At 41.5% G+C, this 21,561-nt stretch carries 22 protein-coding genes; 16 read left to right on the forward strand and 6 right to left on the reverse strand.

Features of this window, described 5'->3' with window-relative positions:
* Positions 1–141: 141 nt before the first annotated feature.
* From DFQ04_RS10530 to DFQ04_RS10560, 7 genes are all read left to right on the forward strand, one after another.
* Positions 142–807 (forward strand): heme exporter protein CcmB, encoded by a 666-nt coding sequence (locus DFQ04_RS10530; RefSeq protein WP_133555566.1) that lies wholly within the window; start codon positions 142–144, stop codon positions 805–807.
* A 135-nt stretch (positions 808–942) separates the two neighbouring features.
* Positions 943–1,707 carry an SDR family NAD(P)-dependent oxidoreductase gene (locus DFQ04_RS10535; protein ID WP_133555568.1) on the forward strand — a complete coding sequence of 255 codons (765 nt, stop codon included), beginning with the start codon at positions 943–945 and terminating at the stop codon, positions 1,705–1,707.
* Positions 1,704–2,450 carry a M15 family metallopeptidase gene (locus tag DFQ04_RS10540; protein WP_133555570.1) on the forward strand — a complete coding sequence of 249 codons (747 nt, stop codon included), beginning with the start codon at positions 1,704–1,706 and terminating at the stop codon, positions 2,448–2,450. Before DFQ04_RS10535 ends, DFQ04_RS10540 begins: the two co-directional genes overlap by 4 nt.
* 50 nt (positions 2,451–2,500) lie before the next feature.
* Positions 2,501–3,244 (forward strand): ThuA domain-containing protein, encoded by a 744-nt coding sequence (locus DFQ04_RS10545; protein ID WP_133555572.1) that lies wholly within the window; start codon positions 2,501–2,503, stop codon positions 3,242–3,244.
* 96 nt (positions 3,245–3,340) lie between these two features.
* Positions 3,341–3,922, forward strand: coding sequence for a NifU family protein (locus tag DFQ04_RS10550; protein WP_133555574.1), 582 nt, complete (start codon positions 3,341–3,343; stop codon positions 3,920–3,922).
* A 6-nt stretch (positions 3,923–3,928) separates the two neighbouring features.
* On the forward strand, positions 3,929–5,005 hold the full coding sequence (locus DFQ04_RS10555; protein WP_133555576.1) for a DUF3810 domain-containing protein: 1,077 nt from the start codon (positions 3,929–3,931) through the stop codon (positions 5,003–5,005).
* Between the two features lie 57 nt (positions 5,006–5,062).
* Entirely contained in the window at positions 5,063–5,959 is an 897-nt protein-coding gene (locus DFQ04_RS10560) for a M23 family metallopeptidase (RefSeq protein ID WP_133555578.1), read from the forward strand.
* Between the two features lie 13 nt (positions 5,960–5,972).
* Here the strand turns inward: DFQ04_RS10560 and DFQ04_RS10565 are convergent, their stop codons facing one another.
* Both DFQ04_RS10565 and dusB read right to left on the reverse strand, forming a co-directional pair.
* On the reverse strand, positions 5,973–6,869 hold the full coding sequence (locus DFQ04_RS10565; protein WP_133555580.1) for a DMT family transporter: 897 nt from the start codon (positions 6,867–6,869) through the stop codon (positions 5,973–5,975).
* 96 nt (positions 6,870–6,965) lie between these two features.
* On the reverse strand, positions 6,966–7,964 hold the full coding sequence (gene dusB / locus DFQ04_RS10570) for a tRNA dihydrouridine synthase DusB (RefSeq protein WP_133555582.1): 999 nt from the start codon (positions 7,962–7,964) through the stop codon (positions 6,966–6,968).
* 38 nt (positions 7,965–8,002) lie between these two features.
* Between dusB and DFQ04_RS10575 the strand changes: the two genes are divergently transcribed.
* The 5 genes from DFQ04_RS10575 to DFQ04_RS10595 all read left to right on the forward strand — a co-directional run bounded on the left by DFQ04_RS10575 (position 8,003) and on the right by DFQ04_RS10595 (position 12,043).
* Positions 8,003–8,956 (forward strand): CPBP family intramembrane glutamic endopeptidase, encoded by a 954-nt coding sequence (locus tag DFQ04_RS10575; RefSeq protein WP_133555584.1) that lies wholly within the window; start codon positions 8,003–8,005, stop codon positions 8,954–8,956.
* Entirely contained in the window at positions 8,931–9,137 is a 207-nt protein-coding gene (locus DFQ04_RS10580; RefSeq protein WP_133555586.1) for a putative signal transducing protein, read from the forward strand. Before DFQ04_RS10575 ends, DFQ04_RS10580 begins: the two co-directional genes overlap by 26 nt.
* Complete coding sequence (locus DFQ04_RS10585; protein WP_133555588.1) at positions 9,121–9,960, forward strand: phosphatidate cytidylyltransferase; 840 nt, start codon at positions 9,121–9,123, stop codon at positions 9,958–9,960. The genes DFQ04_RS10580 and DFQ04_RS10585 overlap by 17 nt, the downstream gene beginning before the upstream one ends.
* A gap of 70 nt (positions 9,961–10,030) precedes the next feature.
* On the forward strand, positions 10,031–11,308 hold the full coding sequence (locus DFQ04_RS10590; RefSeq protein WP_133555590.1) for a Glu/Leu/Phe/Val family dehydrogenase: 1,278 nt from the start codon (positions 10,031–10,033) through the stop codon (positions 11,306–11,308).
* A 75-nt stretch (positions 11,309–11,383) separates the two neighbouring features.
* The gene (locus tag DFQ04_RS10595; protein ID WP_133555592.1) at positions 11,384–12,043 is read left to right on the forward strand and encodes a phosphatidylserine decarboxylase family protein; all 660 of its coding nucleotides are present in this window, start codon (positions 11,384–11,386) and stop codon (positions 12,041–12,043) included.
* 36 nt (positions 12,044–12,079) lie between these two features.
* Here the strand turns inward: DFQ04_RS10595 and DFQ04_RS10600 are convergent, their stop codons facing one another.
* From DFQ04_RS10600 to DFQ04_RS10615, 4 genes are all read right to left on the reverse strand, one after another.
* Positions 12,080–12,544 (reverse strand): Clp protease ClpB, encoded by a 465-nt coding sequence (locus tag DFQ04_RS10600; RefSeq protein ID WP_243739664.1) that lies wholly within the window; start codon positions 12,542–12,544, stop codon positions 12,080–12,082.
* Between the two features lie 66 nt (positions 12,545–12,610).
* The gene (mnmD, locus tag DFQ04_RS10605) at positions 12,611–13,303 is read right to left on the reverse strand and encodes a tRNA (5-methylaminomethyl-2-thiouridine)(34)-methyltransferase MnmD (RefSeq protein ID WP_133555594.1); all 693 of its coding nucleotides are present in this window, start codon (positions 13,301–13,303) and stop codon (positions 12,611–12,613) included.
* The gene (ispF, locus tag DFQ04_RS10610; RefSeq protein ID WP_133555596.1) at positions 13,300–13,782 is read right to left on the reverse strand and encodes a 2-C-methyl-D-erythritol 2,4-cyclodiphosphate synthase; all 483 of its coding nucleotides are present in this window, start codon (positions 13,780–13,782) and stop codon (positions 13,300–13,302) included. The genes mnmD and ispF overlap by 4 nt, the downstream gene beginning before the upstream one ends.
* Entirely contained in the window at positions 13,779–15,020 is a 1,242-nt protein-coding gene (locus DFQ04_RS10615) for a M16 family metallopeptidase (RefSeq protein WP_133555598.1), read from the reverse strand. The genes ispF and DFQ04_RS10615 overlap by 4 nt, the downstream gene beginning before the upstream one ends.
* A 192-nt stretch (positions 15,021–15,212) precedes the next feature.
* Here DFQ04_RS10615 and bshC point away from each other — a divergent pair, with 192 nt between their 5' ends.
* The 4 genes from bshC (at position 15,213) to DFQ04_RS10635 (ending at position 21,557) form a co-directional block, all read left to right on the forward strand.
* Complete coding sequence (gene bshC / locus DFQ04_RS10620) at positions 15,213–16,775, forward strand: bacillithiol biosynthesis cysteine-adding enzyme BshC (protein WP_133555600.1); 1,563 nt, start codon at positions 15,213–15,215, stop codon at positions 16,773–16,775.
* Positions 16,772–17,368, forward strand: coding sequence for a 5-formyltetrahydrofolate cyclo-ligase (locus tag DFQ04_RS10625; RefSeq protein ID WP_133555602.1), 597 nt, complete (start codon positions 16,772–16,774; stop codon positions 17,366–17,368). The genes bshC and DFQ04_RS10625 overlap by 4 nt, the downstream gene beginning before the upstream one ends.
* Positions 17,365–17,871, forward strand: a complete 507-nt coding sequence (locus DFQ04_RS10630; protein ID WP_133555604.1) for a hypothetical protein — start codon at positions 17,365–17,367, stop codon at positions 17,869–17,871. The genes DFQ04_RS10625 and DFQ04_RS10630 overlap by 4 nt, the downstream gene beginning before the upstream one ends.
* Before the next feature lie 446 nt (positions 17,872–18,317).
* Positions 18,318–21,557, forward strand: coding sequence for a SusC/RagA family TonB-linked outer membrane protein (locus tag DFQ04_RS10635; protein WP_133555606.1), 3,240 nt, complete (start codon positions 18,318–18,320; stop codon positions 21,555–21,557).
* Positions 21,558–21,561 lie beyond the last annotated feature (4 nt).

Genomic DNA, 21,561 nt, shown 5'->3' on the forward strand with positions numbered 1-21,561 from the left:
TGGCTCCTGCAAATTCAACGAATGTCCACAGATATAAAATTCATCTTTGGTTATCTGTGACATCTGTGAGAAATAAATGCCTTCGGAAATTCCTTGGGTGCCTTTGAGTCTTCGTGGCTAAAAAAGTATTTACTTTGAGCCATGTGGAAAGAAATCTCGGTTTTGATCCGAAAGGAAATCACTCTGGAATGGCGTCAAAAGTATGCTCTTAATGGGATTTTACTTTATGTGGTTTCGGCTGTTTTCATAACCTATTTGAGTGTTGGTGCTAAAATGGGTAACCTTTCTATCTCCACTTGGAATGCCTTGTATTGGATTATTATTTTGTTTTCTGCAGTCAATGCAGTGGCAAAAAGTTTTATTCAAGAGCATCAGGGAAGGCAATTGTATTACTACATGATCGCCTCACCTGAGTCAATTATCCTCTCCAAGATTTTTTACAATACCGGATTGACGCTCATTTTGGCTCTTTTAGGCTATGGGGTATTTTCTGTCATTTTGGGAAATCCCGTCCAGGACCAGAGTCTTTTTCTTTTAAATCTTGTTCTAGGAGCTGTGGGCTTTTCAGCCAGTTTGACTATGGTAAGCGGGATTGCTTCGAAAGCAGGCAATAATGCCACCTTGATGGCGATTCTTAGTTTTCCTGTGATTATCCCGATTTTGCTGATGGCTATTAGGATTTCAAAAAATGCCTTGGATGGGCTGGATTGGAGCGTAAGTGCGGACAAGTTGCTAAGCCTTTTGGCGATCAATGCTATCGTAGCCGCTACGGCCTATATCCTTTTCCCTTATTTGTGGAGAAGCTGAGGGGATTTATGATTTGAGATTTTTGATTTATGAAGGAAAGTCAAGTCTTAAAGTCTTTCCAACTTTTCAAGTTCATCACCTTATCACTTTTTTAAAATTTCTAATTTTCCAATCTTTCAATTTTATATTTAGGCTATGGAAAATAAAATAGCCTTAATCACCGGAGCTACTTCAGGTATTGGAAAAGCCTCAGCAATCACTCTTGCAAAAATGGGGTATGACATCATTGCGACCGGAAGAAGAAAAGATCGACTGGATGAATTGGCGAAAGAACTTCCTTCCCATGTTCGCTTTTTGCCTTTGGTTTTTGATGTGAGGGACCGAGAAAAAGTTGGAGAGATTTTAGGCAACCTGCCTAAAAGTTGGTCTGCAGTTGATGTCTTGGTAAATAATGCCGGTAATGCCCATGGAATGGATCCAATTCAAACAGGCAGTTTGGATGACTGGGATGCCATGATGGATATCAATGTGAAAGGATTGCTTTACGTTTCCAAAGCGATTATTTCAGGAATGACCGAAAGAATGTCAGGGATAATCATCAATATCGGTTCAATCGCCGGTAAAGAGGTTTACCCCAACGGAAATGTCTACTGCGGATCCAAGCATGCCGTGGATGCCATCACCAAAGGCATGCGAATAGACCTGAATCCTTTTGGCATCAAGGTGATCGGGATTCATCCGGGATTGGTGGAAACAGAATTTTCTCTGGTCAGATTCAAGGGTGATGAAAAGCGAGCGGAGACAATTTATCAGGGTTATGAGCCCTTAGTCGCTCAGGACATTGCCGATATCGTGGAGTTTGTGGTTAACAGGCCTCCTCATGTGGTTTTGGCTGATATTGTAGTACTTCCGACTGCTCAAGCATCTGCAACTTTGGTCAAGAAAAACCTTCCCCAGTGAGAAAATTTCCCTTTTTCTATCTTCTGACAATCCTTGCTTGCTCTTCTCCGAAAAGTGACCAGGAAATATTCTCAGAAAAGCAAAGAGAAGAGATTAGCCCCATTTCAGAAGAAAAGGAGAAAATAGCAATTCCAGAGTTGGAGGAAAAACTTCAATCTCAAGGGCTGATTGATATCCAAGTCGTAGATCCCTCGATCAAGGTGGAATTAAAGTATTCTACAGAAGATAATTTTTTTGGGAAAGATGTCTATGGAGATTTAACCCGCTGCTATTTGCAGCCTGAGGTAGCAGAAAGAGTCAAAAAAGCTCAGGAAGAATTAAAGAAAACCCATCCCAATTTGACTTTGCTGATTTACGATGGAGTACGTCCATTGAGTGTTCAGCAGATTTTATGGGATAGTTTGGATAAGCCTGATAGCATCAAACCGCTTTATGTGGCAGACCCTAAAATCGGAGGACTCCATAACTATGGGGTAGCAGTGGATTTGACGATTTTTGATGAAGAATCAGGAAAACCTCTGGATATGGGTACTGCCTATGATTACTTTGGTTACCCTGCCTATCCCGACCGTGAAATCCAAATGCTTGCTGAAGGTAAGATCACCCGAGCACAGGTCGCCAACCGTGAAATTCTCAGAAAAGTGATGAAAGGGGCAGGATTTACAGGAATCGGTAGCGAATGGTGGCATTTCAATGCATTTTCGAGAAAAGAAGCGGGAGAAAAATTTGAGTTAATCCAATAAGTCTTTCTGATTCTTTATCTTACAAGTATTCAACTTAAACCCATTAACCTATGCAAATCAAATCGAAACTTCTGACGCTGGCACTGCTCATCGGTATTTCGTTTTCTGTGTTCTCCCAGGGAGGAGCCCAATACCGGGTTTTGGTATTTTCGAAAACTGCCGGATTCCGTCATCAATCTATTCCTGAAGGCGTAGCTGCTGTCAAAAAACTTGGACAGGAACAAGGATTCGGGGTCTATGTGACCGAGGATGCCAACCAGTTCACCGATGAAAATCTCGCTAAATACGACGTGGTCGTTTTACTAAGTACCACTGGCACCATTTTAAATGAAGCTCAAAAAGCTGCATTCCAGAAATATGTCCAAAGTGGTAAAGGAGTAGTAGGGATTCACTCTGCCACGGATACCGAATACGAATGGCCATGGTACAATAAAATGATCGGAGCCTATTTCTTAGCCCACCCAAGACAGCAAACTTTAAGACTGCAAGTGAAAGACAAAAGCCATCCTTCCACCTGGCATTTGCCTGACAACTGGCTTTGGTTTGACGAATTGTACGAATTCCGTGAGATCAATCCAGCGATCAAGGTCTTGATCAACGCAGATGAAACTACCTATGAACCGGCTAAACCTATGGGAGCTAATCACCCAATGGCTTGGTACCACGAGTTTGATGGAGGTCGGGTATTCTACACTGCTTTGGGACATGTGGAGTCAGCTTGGAAGAATGAAGCATTTCTCCAGCATGTTCACGGAGGCATCTGGTATGCAGCCAAAGGAAAACTTCCAAAATGATTTTAAGTTAAATCACCTAAAAATCAGGAAAAAGATAAGGCTTCGGAACTTCTGAAGCCTTTTTTGGTTTTTCTTTACAACCAAATCAAAAATCACATGCTGAAAGCTCAAGCTCGCCCGGTACATCTGTATATGGAGGCGAATCCAAATCCGAATTCATTGAAGTTTGTCGCTAATTTTATGTTGGTGGATGAAGGAGTGAGTTTCGATTTTCCTGATGCCGAAAGTGCCCAAAATAGCCAGTTGGCAAAGGAGCTATTTAATTTTTCAGCCGTTCAACGCGTTTTTATAGCTTCCAATTTTGTGACCGTAACCAAATCCGAGGAAGTGGAATGGCCTGAAATCCAAACCATCATTCGTGACCATATCAGACAATATTTGGAGTCCGGCCAAAAAGCGGTTCAGGCTAATTTTGACAAGGATCCTCTATTTGATGAAAATGATTCTGAAGTGGTCAAGAAGATCAAAGGAATTCTGGATGAATATATCCGACCTGCTGTGGAGCAGGATGGAGGAGCCATCGTTTTTCATTCTTTTCAGGATGGGATCGTTAAGGTATTGCTTCAGGGATCTTGCTCCGGCTGTCCTTCCAGTACAGTCACGCTAAAAGCAGGGATCCAAAATCTGCTTACCCGAATGCTCCCGGAGGTGAAGGAAGTTCAAGCTGAAGGTATTTAAACTTATATGGGCAAAAGAGACTGGTCTTGGGCTTTTCTGGGAATATTGGCCTTGGTTATCAGGTATTTTGCTCTTCAATATCCGGAAGCGACTGATGAATTATATTCTAGAAAGTTCTTTCCGGGAATCAGAAATGTAATCGACTTGACGCTGGGGAATTTGCCCTTCCCCAGCGTTTATATTTTCATTTTTATTGTTTTTTTGATTCTGCTGATTTTTATCCAGCGTTTTAGACAAAAGACGGGTTTGCTTTCCAAAGGGCTTTATACTACCCAGGCTTTATCCAATGGAATCGGAGCTTTGGTTTTTTTCTTTTTAATTCTCTGGGGCTATAATTACCAGAGGACTCCCATATTTCAACAATTAGCGCTAAAACCAAAGGCTCTGAATTTGGCCCAACTCAAGTGGGAAGTAGGCATTACGAATCGTCTGGTGGTACAGGCAAGAAATCAAGTTACGGCTGATACTTCTGCCATCGGTGCAATTTTGAATTATCCTGAATTGGAAAGTCTGGTTCGGGCGAATATGGGCGAGAATCTGGATATCCTGGGCTTGAATTTTACCGGAAAGCCACGCACCAAGCAGTTTCCTCCTCCGGGATTTATGCGGAAAATGGGGATTTTGGGGATCTATTTTCCTTTTACGGGGGAAAGCTACATCGACCCCACCTTGCACCCTTTGGAGCAACCCTTTACCATTGCCCATGAAATGGCGCATAGTTATGGCGTAACCGATGAAGGCGAGGCTAATTTTATCGCATGGGTAATTTGCACGAATTCTGACGATCCGCTTTTGAAGTACTCAGGTCAACTGAGATTACTGCAATACCAAATGCGGGATTTTTACAGGATGGCTCCTGATGAGTACAAAGTTTGGGTAAAAACTTTAAACCCTGGCGTGAGAAATGATCTGAATTCAATCAGAGCCGCTTCGGAGGCGATTCAACCTTTTTCGATTGAATTGAGCAGAAAGTCCAATGATATTTTCTTGAAATCTCAGGGGGTAAAAGCCGGAGTGAATTCCTACCAGCAATTGCCAATGTTGGCCTATGCGTGGAGAAAACGAATGAATTTGGAGGATTAGTTATTTGGGTTTTTGATTTAGGTTGTTAGTTTTAAGTCCTTTTAAAACCTTAATCAAATGATTCGATTCACTCATTTACTTCTCCTTTTCTTTTTTGCCAATCAAACCCTTGAGGCTCAAATTACTATTGAAACAGAGCGGGACAAGGATAACAATGTTAACTTTTACGCTAACAATCCAAAGGAGATTCCCTATTCAGTAATACTGAATTTTTCTCAATTGCAAAATATGACCACCCCTGCAGGAGGAAATACAATGGCAGTTGCCAGTCCCGGTAGGACGAAAGTAGCAACGCTAAGACCTACACTAGCAGGGCAGGGTACGAGCTATCGATATTCGTTTTCTTATGCCAAAGGCAATGTGTATGCAAAATCCAAAATTGATCCCGTGTACCTCGTGCCTGTGTCGGAGGGGGTAGTAGTCAAAGCGGTCCTAAACAATCCATTAGCAGCGACGGTGGGTGATGAATCTGCCAAGGGTTCTTATGTGGGAGTTTCATTTATGTTTGATCAGCCTACCCAAATCGTGGCACCGAGAAAAGGAATTGTGTCAGAGATGAAAATGGATGCTATAGTGGATGGGAAAAATCTAAGTTTCGCAAGGGAAGAAAACTACATTGAAATCTACCATGAAGATGGAACATTTACCAAACTGACCGTACTGAAAGCAGGATCTGAAAAGGTGAAAGTTGGGCAGCAGGTGCTACCAGGGGATATTCTTGCCGAATCGGGAGGAGAAAATTACTCCCAAGGTCCACATGTCCGAATGATCAATATCCGAACTGTCAAGGATAATGACCGATTGACTTATCAGCCTTTTCCGGTCTTATTTGCGAGTGACAAAGGCAATCTGGAAATCAAGCAATATGTCACTTTTTCCACAGAGCACCCTGAGGAAATCATTACGATGGAAATGAGTAAAAAGGAATTGAAATCCTATCAGGAAGGAAAATGAGGTTGGATTGCTGTTATTTCCTGTTCCCCACCCAAACGCCTAAAATAACTGCCGCAATTCCTAGATAATGTCCAAAAAGTAGGACTTCTCCATCTAATACTCCCCACATGATAGCTACGATGGGGATGGTATAGGTCACCAAACTAGCAAAAAACGGACTGGCGCTTTTCACCATAATATTGAAAAGAATCAGAGCAGTCGCGGTACCAACCATTCCCAAAATGGTCACATAACCCAATGCTTCCCAAGCATCCGGATGGGTGACGAGTTTGTAGGAGAATTGGGTTCCAGCAAAAAGATAAAGCAAGGCCAAAGGCAAAATCATCAAAAGAGAAATGGATGAAATTTCAATGGATTTCAATTTGGTGAATCGGGTTTTGATGACGTGCAGATTGAAAGCGTAACAGATACAAGCTGCAATCACAAAAAGTCCATAGGCATTGATTCCTGTAAGAGACTCCCAGCCACCGCCTTCTTTATAGGCTACCAAGATTATCACTCCAATAAAGGCTATGACTAATCCAAAGGCATTTCTTTGGGTGATTCTTGTATTGAAAAAAGTGGCTCCCACTAAAACCACAAAAAGTGGAGTCAGCGCATTGAGTACTCCAGTCAAGGAACTGCTCAACTGGGTTTGAGCCATGGGGAAGAGAAAAGCGGGGATAAAACTTCCCAATAAACCCGCGAGAATCAGATTTTTCACCTGGGTTTTACTCAGGTGTTTTACTCTTGGCAGGGAAAGAGGAAGGAGCAAAGATGCCGCTGCCACCATTCTATAAGCGCCAACTTCCCCTGGAGTGAATACTTCAAGCCCTCTTTTGATCAAGATGAATGAACTTCCCCAGATGAGTGTGAGAATTACCAGTAAAGCCCAATTTTTAAGGCTGTTTTCGGAAGTATGGGTACTCATGGAAGAGTTGGTGGTTTCGCCTGCAAAGGAAATAAATAGTGATAAGAAAGAGTTCAAAAAAAAGACCTCAGAAGGATATTTTCTGAGGTCCGGTAATTATTGGGGTTGAAATTCATAGTCCGAGTAGACTTCCGAAACTTGGTTCAGGATTTCGCAAACCTGCTCATAAGTATCTGCGGTTACCATTTCAGTTCTGTATTGTTTGAAATTTGGCATTCCTCTGAAATAGTTTGTGTAGTGCCTTCGCATTTCCAAAATCCCCTGTTTTTCTCCTTTCCATTCGATTGAAAAGTCAAGATGCTTTTTAGCAACAGCCAATCTTTCGTTTAGGTCTGGACCTTGAAGTTTTTCTCCTGTTGCAAGAAAATGCTTGATTTCATTAAATATCCAAGGATAGCCAATCGAAGCTCTTCCTATCATCATTCCATCCACATTGTACTTTGCTTTGTATTCAGCAGCCTTTTCGGGAGAGTCAATGTCTCCATTTCCAAAAACAGGAATATGAAGTCTAGGATTATCCTTTACAAGATTTAGCCAAGACCAATCCGCTTCGCCTTTGTACATCTGCTGACGGGTACGGGCATGGATGGAAATTGCCTGAATTCCAATGTCCTGAAGTCTTTCTGCTACCTCTACGATTCGGATAGTGTCGTGACTCCAGCCCAAACGGGTTTTCACGGTCACAGGAATATTTACCCGCTTTACGATTTCAGCGGTCATTTCCACCATTTTGTCAATATCCAGGAGAATTCCTGCACCGGCGCCTTTGCAGGCTACTTTATGCACAGGGCAGCCGTAATTGATATCCAAAATATCCGGACCAGCCTCTTCAGCAATGGCTGCTGCTTCCCGCATAGATTCGATTTCGTTACCGAAAATCTGGATTCCAATAGGACGCTCATAATCGAAGATATCAAGCTTTTGGACGCTTTTTGCCGCATCCCGGATTAAGCCCTCCGAGCTGATGAATTCAGTGTACATGAGGTCTGCTCCGTTTTGTTTGCAGACTGCCCTGAAGGGAGGATCACTCACGTCTTCCATGGGAGCCAGGAGCAGCGGAAACTCTCCTAATTCTATATTTCCAATCTTAACCACTTCTCAATTCTAAATTTGGGCGTAAATTTAGCCCAAATATGGAGATTTACGAAACCCAAGCAGAAATAGCCAAACGCAAGAGCTGGCTTTTATCCCTGGTAGTCACAGTGTTAGTCACATTTGGGGTCCTGATTCTGCTTCAAGCCTTTGCCTTAGCTTTTGTTCCTGTACTGTTTAATGTCTCTTTGGAGGACGTTTTGGGTCTAATGACCGGCAACTATGATGTCCCAAATGGTAGAATGGCCATGCTTTTTGTCCAAGGCATTGGATCTGGAATTGGCTTTTGGGCTTCGGCTTGGATCATCACCCGATTTATAGATAAAGCGGATCTTCATTGGGACATCCAAAATCAAAGGTTTCAGGCAAAATATTTACTTATCGTTTTGGGAATTACCCTTGGGGGAATGCTATTCAATGGGCTTCTGATCTATTGGAATGCGCAATTAGACCTTCCGGAGTCCATGGCTTCACTAGAAATTTGGATGAAAGAAATGGAGCTCCAGCTGATGGAATTGACCAAGTTCCTGACTGATTTCCAAACTATCCCTGAGCTCTTAACCGGGATTTTGGTAATTGGAGTTTTTGCTGGAATTGGAGAGGAAATGTTCTTCCGAGGTTTAGTTCAGCCTAAAATGCAATCTTATCTGAATTCTCCGCATTGGGGGATTTGGGTGACTGCGATTATTTTTTCAGCCATCCATGTGCAGTTTTACGGCTTTGTTCCGAGAGTCTTTTTGGGAGCACTTTTTGGATACATGTATCACTATTCCGGGAGTTTATGGTATCCGATTTTAGCCCACATCGTCAATAATAGCTTTACGGTTCTTTTGGTTTATTTTTCAAATCAAGGCTTGATAGAGTTTGATTTGGAGTCTACGGATACGGTTTCCTATCCGGCAGCCTTGTTTGGACTTTTGCTTCTTATAGTTGGATTCCTTTACTTTAAAAAAGTCAACCAGCCTACGAATGGACAATTGGATCAAAGTGTTTGAAGATCAAAATCAAATTAGGGCAGAGATCGTGAAGGGAGTTTTGGAAGAAAAGGGAATTCCTGCCGTGGTGATGAATAAAAAAGAAACGGTTTACAAACTCTATGGAACCTATGAGGTGCTAGTGCCTCATGAAAAGACCCTGGATGCCATGCAATTAATTCAAAATGAGATCTCGTTTTAATATAAACAACTACAGCAATCTGGGCCAAAGGGCAATTACTGCAGTAGTTGGAGGCTTGGTGGTGGTTTTGGGAGCCATTTATTCCGATTGGACCTATTTTGTGATTTTTGGGGTGATTCTGGCTTTCTCCCAGATGGAATTTTATAAGCTTTCCGGTCTGGATGGCATGCTTCCTCTCAAAAGCTTTGGTACACTTCTCGGGCTGATGATCTATGTGCTGACTTTTATGATTGAAAAAGAACGACTTTCCAATGAGTACCTCTTTTTAATTTTCCCCATCCTTTCCCTTACTTTTTTTATTAAGCTCTATAAAAAGACAGATAAAAAGCCATTTACCGGAGTAGCGTATACTTATTTAGGAATAGTCTATGTGGCCGTTCCTTTTTCTCTGCTCAATCTTGCTGTGTTTTCTGTGGACCAGGTTTATCATTTTGAAATCCTCATAGGAAGTCTTTTGATTCTATGGGCTAGTGATACGGGGGCGTATTTTGCAGGAACTAGGTTTGGCAAGACCAAATTATTTGAGCGGGTATCTCCTAAGAAATCCTGGGAAGGCTTTCTTGGTGGGGCATTTTCTGCCATCGCTGTTGCTTTCGTTATTTCTCAGTACTTCCACGTCATTGCGGACTGGAAATGGTTGGTGATTGCTGGAATCATCATCATCGCAGGTACCTATGGAGACTTGATTGAGTCTCTTTTCAAAAGATCCATTGAGATCAAAGATTCTGGAAATGGACTGCCAGGACACGGAGGATTTATGGACCGTTTTGACGGATTGTTACTTTCGGCCCCTTTTATTACTGCTTTTTTGAAAATCTTCTAATTCTAGGCCTAGCTGTCTGAAAAACCTCTTAAGTTTGTATCGCATTTCGCTTTATTAAAAAAAACCCAATATGGCTTACATTGAACCGGCCCCAATTAAGGATAAAGAAAATCCTTTGGAGTCAATGATGGAAAGATTCAATATCGCTGCCGAGAAACTCGGGCTCTCAGATGAGGTGTACAACGTATTGAAAAATCCTGCCAAACAAGTGATCGTTTCTCTTCCAATCACCATGGACAATGGAAAAATCCAGGTTTTTGAAGGGATTCGAGTGATCCATTCGAATATCCTTGGCCCTGCTAAAGGGGGGATTCGATTTGCTCCAGATGTGCATTTGGATGAAGTAAGAGCTCTTGCTGCCTGGATGACCTGGAAATGTGCTGTAGTAGACATTCCTTATGGTGGTGGTAAAGGCGGTGTTCGATGCAACCCTAGAGAAATGTCCAAAGGAGAAATCGAGCGTCTGATGAGAGCCTATACCATGGCTATGATCGACGTTTTTGGTCCGGATAAGGATATCCCTGCGCCGGATATGGGAACAGGCCCAAGAGAAATGGCTTGGTTGATGGACGAATATTCCAAAGCTCATGGGATGACCATCCCAGCGGTAGTTACCGGAAAACCATTGGTTTTGGGTGGATCTTTGGGAAGAACTGAGGCCACCGGTCGAGGCGTTATGGTTACTGCCTTAGCAGCAATGCAAAAATTAAAAATCAATCCTTTCCAAGCTACTTGTGCGGTTCAGGGTTTTGGTAATGTGGGAAGCTGGGCAGCTCAACTTTTGGAAGAAAGAGGGTTGAAAATTGTAGCAATTTCTGACCATACCGGAGCATTCTACAATGAGAAAGGCATCAACATAGAAGAGGCAATTAAGCATAAGGAAGCCCATAACGGCACTTTGGAAGATTTCAAAGGCGGAGACAAAATGGAGGATCCAATGGACTTGTTGACTCTAAAGGTAGACGTCCTAGTGCCAGCTGCTTTGGAAGACGTAATTACTGCAGCAAATGCAGATAAAATCCAAGCTAAATTGATCGTAGAAGGTGCCAATGGCCCTACCTCCGCTAAGGCAGATGCCATTATCAATGAAAAAGGCATTATGGCTGTTCCTGATATTTTGGCTAATGCAGGTGGAGTTACTGTTTCCTATTTCGAATGGGTACAAAACCGTCTGGGCTACAAGTGGACTGCTGACCGAGTAAACAGAAGATCTGACCGAATCATGAAAGATGCATTCGAGCATGTTTACGAGGCTTCTAAAAAGTATAATGTTCCGATGAGAATCGCTGCTTACATTGTGGCAATCGATAAAGTGGCTAAGACCTATACCTTCCGAGGCGGATTCTAAGTCCAGTTTTAAGGCAAAAGTTTTAACTTTGAGGCGTGGGGGAGCTATTTCTCACGCCTTTTTAACTCTAAAAAAATGACCATACATCGAGAAGGAAGAGTTCTTTTGTTTTGGCTGATGATCATTCTAGTAGCCATCAATTATCTGATTTATTATTATTTTCCAGAGGCTCGTCTTGCTGGAAATGTAGTGATCATCTTCAGTGTAGTTTTTTACCTTATCATTCTTCAGTTTTTCAGAAATCCAATATTCCCTTTGCCAAATGAAGAGGGAGTCGTTTTTGCGCCAGCAGATGGAAAAGTGGTCGTGATCGAGGAGGCATTTGAAGATGAATACTTAAAGGAAAAAAGAAAGCAGGTTTCCATTTTCATGTCTCCAATCAATGTTCATGTGAATAGGTCTCCAGTCAAAGGAGAGGTAGAATATTTTCACTATCATCCAGGAAAGTACTTGGTGGCATGGCATCCCAAATCAAGCACAGAAAATGAGCGGACCTCTATGGTCATCAAAGACACAAGGGGGAATAAAATCATGGTTCGGCAGATTGCAGGAGCTTTGGCTCGAAGAATCAAATGGTATGTGAAAGCAGGTTCTCAACTGGAGCAAGGTGGGGAATTTGGATTCATTAAGTTTGGGTCTCGAGTAGATATGTATTTGCCTTTGGATGCTGAGATTCTTTGTCACATGGATCAGGTGACCAAAGGAGCTAGAACTCCGATAGCAAGATTAAAATAAACTAAAAAAGGCCTTCTGATTATCAGAAGGCCTTTTTTATGATTTTTTCAGTCTGTAGATCCATAATCCCAGAGCTATGGTGCTGATAAATAAGATAAAACTAGCCCACTCAAATACTCTTCTTTCATCGAGTTTATTTTCTATTTCTTTGTCTTTTTCTGCCAAAGCCTTTTTTAAAACCTGAACATCTCTTTCTAGACTTTGTGTGATGGTTTTGTAATCATCCTTTTCCTGTCCAATCATCTCAGTTTTAACCTGACCGGAAAATTTCAATTCTTCAATGATTTGGTTGTCCTTGGCAAGGATTCGCTCCAGCCATTCATTGGTTTCGATCATGTCTTTTTTGGTGCGATTGCCAAAAATCCCGGATTTTTTGGACTCGGAATTTTGCCATTGTTGATGGAGAACCTGACGCTCTTGCACGAGCTTTTCCAGCTTGGCGGTTTCTATAGTTGAAGATTGCCAGAAGGCCATCCATAGGGTAAAAATAAAAGTCAGCATAAAGGATTATTTATGCTGACTTTGGCAAAACGCAAGCCAATTTATACTCTAATTGGCTAAAATGATTTATTGATCAATGGGCTTCCAGCCTCGGGTCATCTCTTTTTTCCCCGGAGGACCAGGAGGATTTTCGACTTCCAATCCCAAGGATTTTAGATCTCTTTTTAATTGACCTGAAGCAGAGTAGGTGGTGAATAATCCGCCGGGACGCATGGAATTATAGACCTTTCCGAGTTGCTCAATATCCCAAAGTTCGGGTTGCTTTTTCGGAGCAAAAGCATCAAAAAAGACCACGTCACAGGGGTATAGCTGGGCTTCCTGAAGTGAAACTTGATCTTTTTTGAAATTGAAGTATTCAGAGACTGGCCCTCCCTCATTCCAAGGTGCCTCATGCAAGGCTTTGAAATATTTATGGAAATGCCAAATCCCGTCATTTTGGTCAATGTAATTGAGCTGAGAATAAATTTCCTCAGCCAATGGAAAAGGCTCTATTGTATGGTACAAAACCGGAATCTGGTTTTGCTCTGCCCAAACCAAGGCTAGCCAGGCATTTAGGCCTGTACCAAAACCTACCTCAAAAATCCGAATCGGGTATTTTCTGGGATTTCTCGCCAACCAAGAGTCCAACCCATAAATCATAAAGACATGGATGGATTCCCGATAAGCTCCATGAAAGCTATGGTAGGTTTCCTGCAGCTCCTCGTGGTATAAGGAATGCGAGCCGTCCTCCGTAGTGATAATTTTTAGCTTATCAGTCATACTTTATAAATCAAGGCGGTACAATAAGCCGATACTCCTTCTTCTCTTCCAACAAATCCCAGCCATTCTGATGTGGTTGCTTTGATGGAAATAGCATCTTCAGCCACATTCATCACCTCAGCTAGGCAGTTTTTCATAGCAGGAATATGTGGGTTAAGCTTTGGGAGTTGAAGGCAAACTGTGGAATCCAGGTTTCCTACTTCATAGCCTGCTTCCCGAATCATTTTCATGACTTCCTTCAACAGGATTTTGCTGTCAATTCCTTTGAATTTCGGGTCCTTGTCAGAAAAATGATATCCGATATTCCTCATGTTTGCCGCTCCAAGTAAGGCATCGCAAATGACATGGATAAGGACATCGGCATCAGAATGCCCTACTGCACCTTTGCTATGGTCTACTTTGATTCCACCTAGCCAAAAGTCATAGCCTTCTTTGAGTTGATGGACATCGTATCCAAATCCTATTCTAAACGGGGTCATGAGGGTATCGATTGATAATGAATTACTGAGGCCTGGCTTTCTTGGAGTAGTTTGTTAGCCCAATTATTAATTTGCTCAGGTCTAATTTTGGACTTCTTTTCAAATTCCTCCCAATATAAGTCAGGATTACCCAGATGGGCAAAATAGGCCAAATTCATCGCTCTGTTAAGAAGCTGGATGGATTCGTAGGACTTCATTGCCTCACTTTGGTTTTTTATTTTTTGAAGTTGGTTTTCAGAAATTTCCAAGCTTAAAAACTCCTGAATCACTTCATTTAAGGAGGCTTCAGCATGGCTTGCGGTGATTCCTTCGGACATTTTTCCCGAAAAAACCAATAATCCCGGATCGACCGAACCAGTAATGTATGCGCCAATGGAAGCAAAATCATTCCCTCCTCTCACCAGTCTTTTCTCCAAAATAGATGATTTCCCAAAGCCCAATAAATCTGAAATTAGGTCTGCTTCAAGATATCCTTCCTGGCCCCTTGCAGGCATTTTGAATGCTTTATAAAGAGCGTGTGTAGGCACTTTTCTTTCCAAGACTTTTTCCTTTCTACCACGTTGAACAGGCTCGCTAGGAATAATATCATTGGTCACTTTCCCTCGAGGGATTGGTCCAAACCACTTTTCCGCCAAATTCATCACCTCCTTAGGGTTCACATTTCCAGCCACTACCAAAATAGCATTCCCCGGATGGTAATGCCTTTTGTAAAATTCCCAAATATCCTCGTGGACATAACCTTCAATATCAGCAAGATTTTCCCCGATAGTCGGCCATCGATAGGGATGGACATCAAAGGCAAGATTTCGGAGATGATGCCAAATGTCTCCATAAGGCTGATTGAGGTAGCGCTGTTTGTATTCCTCTATCACCACCTTGCGCTGGGTTTCTACGGTTTTTTCCGTAAGGGTTAGCTGCAGCATCCGATCAGATTCCAGCCAGAAAGCTGTTTCCAGATTGGATGAGGGCAAGGTCATGTAATAATTGGTGATATCGGGGCTGGTGAAGGCATTGCAGGATCCACCGGCCCGCTCCAATGCACGATCAAATTCAGGTACATTGGCAGAGCTGCCAAACATCAAATGCTCGAAAAAGTGTGCAAGGCCGGTTTTTCCGGTTTTTTCAAACCTTGATCCCACCTTATATAAAAGGTTGAAAACAGCGATTTTGCTGGTATGGTCTTCATGAATAATTACTTCCAGCCCGTTGTCCAGAAAATGCCTTTGGTAGGGAATCATGCTAGATTAATCCTGTTTAAATTGAAATGGTTCAGAGAAAATAAGCGTATGGATACCCCAAGTGTTTTTGGAAAGGGAGAAAAAGGCCATAACTTTTGCCACTAATGTAAGATGTCCAAATCTTTATAAAAAAAAGCGAACTTTGGATGGGAGTGCTAAGTTAGCAATCCCAAACCTACTTCACCCAATTCGATGGAAAAACAAACTGTAGCGCTTAGAAAAACAGGTCAGTTTTCAGGATTTTTTTTGGATTATATTGAAGGTAAAGAATGTCTGAAGCCTTTTTATTCCCATTTACCCAAGTTGGAGAGTTTTGGAGATGCGATTTCTGCCAAAAAGTTTCCACAAGAAAGACGAAACGTATTACATGAAGCTTTAATCAAGCAGTATCAGGGAATAGAACAAGGAGAAGAAGTTTCTGGCAACATCCAGTCGCTACTTGATGGAAAAACCTTTACGGTCATTACCGGGCATCAGCTGAATCTTTTTACAGGCCCTTTATATTTCATCTATAAGATTGTTTCTACCATCAATTTGGCTAAAAAGCTAAAGGCGGCCTATCCTGAATATCATTTTGTGCCGGTGTATTGGATGGCTACGGAGGATCACGATTTTGATGAAATCAATTATTTCAAACTTGACGGAAAGAAATACCAATGGAAATCTGATCAAACAGGAGCAGTTGGAGATTTTAAGTTGGACTCGAGCTTTCAGGAATTCCTGAAAGAGGTTCATTTTGCTCCAGAGGTATTTAAAAAAGCCTACACTTCAAGTAAGACCCTGGCAGAGGCTGTCAGAAAATATGTCCATGGGCTGTTTGGAGAGCAGGGATTGGTGGTAGTAGATGGTAATGATGCTCAACTGAAATCGCTTTTCAGTAAGGTGATTCTTGAAGATTTATTTGCGCATACTCCTTATAAAAAAGCAACCGAAGCCTCAGATAAGTTGGAAAGCCTTGGGTACAAGAGCCAGATTTTCCCAAGGGAGATCAATTTGTTCTATTTGGATAAAGGTATTCGGGAAAGAATTGAAAGGACTTCCTCAGGATTTCAGGTTTTGAATACTGACATTTCTTTTTCTGAAGAAGAAATCAAAACTCTTGTTCAATCCTATCCCGAGCGATTTAGCCCAAATGTGGTGTTGAGGCCGCTATATCAGGAAATGATCCTTCCCAATCTGGCGTATTTGGGAGGTCCTGCGGAGGTAGTTTATTGGCTTCAGCTCAAGGAGGTCTTTGCTCATTTTGAAGCTCCTTTTCCAATTCTTTTGCCGAGAAATTTTGCCTTGATTTTGGATTCTTTGACCCAGAAGAAAATGGATCAAATGAATTTCGGTGTTGAGGATGTGTTCGGAGAATTTGATTCCTGGAAAAAGGAATATGTCCGAGATCATGCATCTGTTGATTTCAGCCTAAAGGTGGAGAAAGAAGCTGTCGCAGGACTATTTGAAAAGAAAGGAAAAGAGGCATCCTCACTGGAGAAGAGTTTGGAAATGGCCTTCGAAGCTGGTAAAGTCAGGAGTTTGAAAATTCTGGACCAAATGTCTGCAAAGTTGAGAAAGGCTGAAGAGAGAAGACAGGAAGTAGATTTAGAAAGAGCGAGATATATTTTCGAAGCTGTTGCGCCGGGAGGATCACCTCAGGAAAGATCTGTCAATATGATGCAGTTTTACCTTGGCAATCCATCCCTGATTTCTGAATTGCTGGAAGTATTCGATCCACTGACATTTGAAATGATTGTTTTAAAATCAAAATGAAAGCAAAAACCAAAGCAGAGCTTCGATCTGAATATCGACAGCTGAGAAAAGGACTTTCAAGTGAAAAAGTCCAGGAAATGTCAAGGGACATAAACCATCGATTTTTGGAATGGCTTTCCGATCATCCCGAGCTGAATCATTTCCACCTTTTCTTTCCCATGGATCGATTCAATGAGGTAAACACCTTCTATATAAAGGAATCTCTGGAAGAAATGGATAAGGTTCTCTACACTTCCCAAACGAATAAGGAAGAAACTGCTTTAGAAACTTTGAAACTTCCAAAACAGGCAGAGTTTTTCTTGGATGAATGGGGTATCCCTGTCCCACAGGAGTCGATTAAAGTCTCTCCAACCAAAGTTCAATTGGTTTTTGTCCCCCTTTTGGCTTACGACCCGCTAGGGAATAGGGTGGGTTTTGGTAAAGGTTACTATGATTCTTTTTTGAGCAAACTTGATTCAGGAGTGATTAAAATAGGCTTGAGTTTTTTCCCTCCTGAGGAGAAAATTGAACCAGAAGCGCATGATGTGCCTTTGGATTATTGCATTACTCCCGAAAAAGTTTTTTCTTTTTCCAAACAAATGGCTTCAAATTGAAAAGAATAGGAAGAAACTTAGTTCTAAGCTTCATTTTTGGTTTAGGATTTTTTTATAGCACAGCCCAAGCTCAATATAGCTTTCGGGATTACAATACCATGGTAGGGGTAAGAGCGGGTACTTCTTTGGGTGGATCTGTCAAGCATTTTGTTACCGATCATTCTGCACTGGAATTGATGGCATTTAACCGATGGAAAGGTTGGAATGCCGTTTTATTATATGAATACCACATTGATGTGAGAGAATTCCGAGGATTGGAGTGGTATATGGGAGGAGGCGTCCATTATGGGATTTGGAAAGAACCCAAAGCTGAACCACCGTGGGTGTATAAGGGAACAGAAGATTATAAAGCGTATGGTATAGATTTAATAACAGGTTTAGAATATAATTTTTATAATACTAATCTCTATTTAAGTTTTGATTGGAAGCCTGCTTATAATTTTGTAGACTTTACAAATCTTTGGTGGGATGAAGCATCCTTTACATTAAGATATTCATTCTAAAAATTGCAAAACCGGTTAAAAAATTAACCGGTTTTTTCATTTTCAGCAAAAAAATAGGGGTAATATTAATTTTTATAGGCCAAATATTTTGTTTTTTTGAAAATATCGAGTCATGAAACTGACAATTTTAATTTTTTCAAAATATTATAGTGGTTTTAATATAAAAACAGTGATTTTCTATTAAAAAACTTCCAAAATTCCAATTTTATGGGAGTTTTTAAGTTTTTTTTCAATTTTGAAATTTTTTTTATTCTTCACTTTTTTTCGATTTTCCAGAATATTGTTTCGCTAATGTTAAAAAATCATCTGCATCCAGTTAATATTTGTTAACAAAACTAACCAAGACCAAATAATTAGCTTTTCCCCCCATTGAAACTAATTTTTTACCGCTTTTGAAAATTTGCCAGAATAAATTTTCTTTACAGATCAACTAAACTAAATACCTTATGAGAAAAGCTTTACTCTTTGTTGTTGCGCTTTTCACCATGGCCCTCAGTTATGAGGTGTCGGCGCAACAACGGGTAATTACCGGCAAGGTAATTTCCGAGGAAGACGGATTAGGGTTGCCAGGGGCAACTGTTCTCGTGAAAGGTACAACAGTGGGTACTACCACCGATTTGGATGGTAATTACTCCATTAATGTACCAGCGGGTTCAGATGTTCTAATTTTCTCCTTCGTAGGACTTAAGTCCGCTGAAGAAGCAATTGGCAATCGTACCGTAGTCAATGTCACTCTTACGACTGACGCAGCACAACTTAATGAAGTTGTTGTTACTGCGATCGGTATTGAGAGAGAGAAGAAAGCGCTGGGTTACGCAGTAACCTCAGTGGATAACGAGCAGCTGGAAAACCGTCCAGAAGCTGACGTTGCAAGGGTGTTGCAGGGCAAGGTTCCAGGTGTGAACATTACCTCAACAAACGGTATGTCTGGTTCAGGTACCAACATGGTAATCAGAGGTTATTCCTCAGCTACCGGTTCTAACCAGCCATTGTTCGTAGTAGACGGTGTTCCTTTCAACACTAGCACTAACAACGCAAACGGATTTACAACTGGTGGTGCAACCACTTCTTCTCGATTCTTGGATATCGATCCAAACAACATCGAAAGTATGTCCGTATTGAAAGGTCTTTCAGCAACAGTTCTTTATGGTGACCAGGGTAGAAATGGTGTAATCTTGATTACAACCAAGTCTGGTGCATCTAAGAGAAAAGCAGCTGAAGTAACTATCAACCAGTCTGTATTTACTAACGAAGCGGCTTCATTGCCTACTTATGGACAGATTTATGGTAATGGTTTCCAGCAAGCTCCAGGATTCTTCTTCTCCAACTTCGGTCCAAGAATGGATGAAGGCAGAACTGTGAACCATCCTTACGCATCCTCTTCTGTTGCTTCTGTAAGAAATGCATTCCCAGAATTCTGGGTTGATGGTATTGTAGGTGGAACTCCAGTACAGTATGAATACAAGGCTTATGCTGATCCTTCTGAGATCTTCTTTAGAACTGGTATTGTTTCCAATACTTCTGTTCAGATTTCTGGTGGTTCTGACAGAACTGGTTTCAACGCAAGCTTTGGCTACACTGACGATCAAGGTTTTGTTCCTGGAAACGAATTGAACAAGTATAACTTCGGTTTGGGTGTAAACTCTGCAATTTCAGATAAGCTTTCTGTGAATTCTTCATTCACATTTGCTATCACTGATTTGGTTTCTCCTCCAGTTAACGCATCATTTGGATCTGGACCTAGCGGTGGTATTCCTTCTGTATTTGCTCACGTATTGTATACTCCAAGATCTGTGGATTTGGGTGGTTTGCCATTTGAGAATCCAATCGATAAGAGCTCTGTATACTATAGAGGTGGTAACGATATTGTAAACCCTAACTGGTTGGTTAGAAATTACGTGAACTCTTCTGACGTTCAGCGTTTCTTCAATTCAACTTCTTTGAATTACGATATCAACGATAACTTCTCTATTACTTACAGATTAGGTTTGGATACCTATACTGAACTTCAGGAGCTTCGTTACAACAAAGGGGGACCTTCTTCTTCTTTGGCAACAACTAACGGTTATTACAGAACAATCAATATCACCAATACCATTTGGAACCAGGACTTGATCTTGAATTGGAAGAAAGAATTCTCTGAGAAATTCGGTATGAGTGCTTTGATTGGTGGTAACTCCCGTTATGATGTTTATGATCAAAACGGTGTTTCTTCACAAGGTCAATTGGCTTTCGGATTGTTCCGTCACTCTAACTTCTCTAATTCATCTTCTAACGATGCCTATTCAGGTGGAACCATGACTTTCGGTTCTGAAGAAAGAAGATATGGTGTGTATGGTAACATTACTTTAGATTACTCTGATTACTTGTTCTTGAACTTGTCAGCTAGAAATGACTGGACTTCAACCGTAGAAGCTGAAAACAGAAGTATCCTTTATCCAGGAGCTTCCATCTCTTTCATTCCTACTACTGCATTTGACTGGAATTCTTCTACTGTTAATGACTTGAAGTTGAGATTGGGTTATGGTACATCAGCAGGTTATCCTTCACCATACAGAACAAGAAATGTATTGGCTCAGTCTGCTAGAGCATTCGATAGAAACGGTGTAACTCAGACTCACTCAGTTTCTAACGTATTGGGTAATCCAAACTTGAAGCCAGAGCTTCATGGTGAATTGGAATTTGGTGTTGAAGCTGTAATGTTTAACAACAAGTTGAGATTTGATCTTTCCTTGTATGAGAAAAACACTAGAGATTTGATCACTTCTGCTCCTATTGACCCATCAACCGGATTTACCTCAACTACTACCAACATTGGTAAGATCAGAACTAGAGGTGCAGAATTGCAAGCTACTGTAACTCCTGTTTCTACTGCTTCAGGCTTTGAGTGGAATTCTACTATCAACTGGTCTAAGTACAGAACCGAAGTAATTGAGCTTGGTGGTGGTTTGGAAGAGATCGTAGTTGCTGGTTTTACAACCTTGGGTAACTTCGCCATTCCAGGTAGACCGTTCAACATCATCAAGGGTACTGGTTTTGACAGAGATCCAGAAACAGGACAGCCTATCATCCTTTCTAACGGTGTGCACAAAGCTGCTGCAGACTTGGTTGAGCTTGGAGATCCTAACCCTCAGTGGACTGGTTCTTGGATCAACAATTTCACTTACAAAGGATTTACGTTCAATTTCATGTTGGAGTACAGACATAAAGGAGCAGTATTCTCTAATACTGTAACTGCTACTCTAGCTAGAGGTGTAACAAAAGATCCAGTAGCTGATAGAGAATTGACCTTTATCATGCCAGGTGTAAGACAAGATGGTACCAAGGCAGATGGTTCTCCTAACTACATTCCTAACGATCAGCAAATCACTGCGGCGGATTACTTCTTCTCTGGATATCAGGGAGCGACTGATGAGCCAAACGTATTTGATGGTTCTATGTGGAGATTGAGAGAAGTTTCTTTGGCTTACCAGCTACCAAGCACATTGATGGCAAAGACTCCTTTCAAGAGAGCTTCATTTGCTGTAAGTGGTACAAACTTGTGGTTTTTGGCAGTTAACTTCCCTCCAAACATGAATTTTGATGTGGACGTGTTGGGAACTGGTGTAGGTAACGGACTCGGATTTGATTTCGTAACTGGTCCTAGCTCAAGAAGATTGGGTGGAACGTTAACTCTTACTTTCTAACCCT

It is taken from the genome of Algoriphagus boseongensis (genome assembly GCF_004362805.1).
Classification (GTDB): Bacteria; Bacteroidota; Bacteroidia; order Cytophagales; family Cyclobacteriaceae; genus Algoriphagus; species Algoriphagus boseongensis.